General features: G+C 61.2%; 1 protein-coding gene. It reads right to left on the reverse strand.

What is annotated here, in order from left to right:
- Positions 1-358 (reverse strand): PP2C family protein-serine/threonine phosphatase (locus AC0L2O_RS36465; RefSeq protein ID WP_473373159.1); only part of this gene is annotated, 358 nt, incomplete at both ends.

Below are 358 nucleotides of genomic sequence, written 5' to 3' on the forward strand. Positions count from 1 at the left end.
CGGGAAGGATCAGGACGGGCCCCATTGCGCCCATCTCCGATCTTCACGACCACGATCGTGACATTGTCCGTTCCCCCGCGCGCCAGCACCGTTTGTAGCAGGTTTTCGCATGCTGCCTGAGGCGTCGCCGACACCGCCGCCGCCTCGATCTCGGCGTCTGTGACATGCGCTGTCAGCCCGTCGGTACTCAACACGAATATGTCGCCCGGCATGATCTCGCCTTCCTGGAAGTCAATGACGATCTCGTCTCTGACGCCGACCGCATGCGTGATAACATTACGGCGCGGCCAGGTGAGCGCTTCGGCTGCGCTGATCATGCCCTTGTCGAGAAGTTCCTGAACTTCGGTATGGTCCTTCG

It is taken from the genome of Bradyrhizobium sp. Kon10 (genome assembly GCF_055807395.1).